Origin of the sequence: Thomasclavelia saccharogumia DSM 17460 (genome assembly GCF_000686665.1) — a bacterium.
Lineage (GTDB): Bacteria > Bacillota_I > Bacilli_A > Erysipelotrichales > Coprobacillaceae > Thomasclavelia > Thomasclavelia saccharogumia.
In genome coordinates, this window is record NZ_JMLH01000132.1 from 1 (window position 1) to 1,319 (window position 1,319).

The window sequence follows — 1,319 nt, forward strand, 5'->3', positions numbered from 1 at the left end:
TAACCATCATTTGGTAAGAACCATCCAAGTGGCATATCATTGTCAACATGTCCATCAATAACAGCTCTTGCTGAGAACTTATATGTATCATCATTAATTGTTCCTTTAAACTTATCAGCTTCTAAAGTTGGTCCTTCGTTATTCAACGTTTCTGCTGCTGCACCTTCTGGAATTACATATCCTGATGCTTGACCAGCTTCTGAATATTTATTTCCATCTTCTAAGACCCATTTACTGCTGTCTACTGGTCCAGACCAGCTATCACGGTTATAGCAGTTTAAATGTGCTAAATAGAAAGCATATTCTGGCAATAACATTGGATTTCCTGTAACAGTATAATATTCATTTAATAATGTTTCTGCCATGTTTGCTACATCATCATCGTTTGAAACGAAATAATATGCATCAAATTCTTTTTCATTATGTCTTGTTTGTACATTATCAATTCCATTACCAAAATTGTAGCTTCCCTGAGCAAATGTATTTCTCAACACACCATACCCTGCTGTTGACCAATAGAATGGATTTGGTGAAGCCACTCCACCATCTGTCCATTTACTTTCATTTGCAATATTGATTGTTTTACCTTTATGAGTGAAACGACCATTTTGAGTTCCACCACCAAAGAAATATTCATCATCAGCTTGTGCTAAATTTTGAACAGTTGTTGAGCCAATTGTTAAGGCTTCATTTTCACTCATAACAACTTTATCCGCAGCATTTTTTACAGTCATTTTTGCTGTTGCCTTATCAAGTACAATTTTTGTCCCATTTGTACTGATTTCAAATACTGTCCCAAGATCTTTTGCTGTAGCATCTGGATGCGAATATATATCCGAATCATCAGACTGTGCTTGGATCGTAGCTGTATGACTGCTGCTTCTTGGTGTTGCATATTCACTAAAATTTCCTGTAGGATCTACATTATAACGGAAAATACCATCTTCCAAAAATGTAATCCGACCTTCTACAGCACCATCGTTGAAACTTAATTCAACAACATTACCATTTGCTACAGCACTATCAACTTTAGTTAATTGTCCACTAAAAGTTTCCGCTGCAAATGTTGGTAAAGGTGCTCCAGTAGCAACCGTAGAAGCAGCTATAGCCATAGTTAACAATAACGCTCCCGCTTTTTTAACCTTCATTGTATTACTTCCTTTCCCTAATTTAAAAAACAAAAATTCACTTTTTTTCATAAAAAAGTTATAAATTAATTGATTCCTCCTTTCTGTTATGAAGTGACCTTTGTCAAGTGAAAATTACACATTCATAATAAAATTATTTAATTTTATCATCAATGGCATACAAAAGCCCCA

The 1,319-nt window shown here is 34.8% G+C and carries 1 pseudogene; it reads right to left on the reverse strand.

Features of this window, described 5'->3' with window-relative positions:
• Positions 1–1,148: pseudogene (locus BR82_RS16170) on the reverse strand (alpha-glucosidase domain-containing protein); the annotation flags it as partial.
• Between the last annotated feature and the right edge of the window lie 171 nt (positions 1,149–1,319).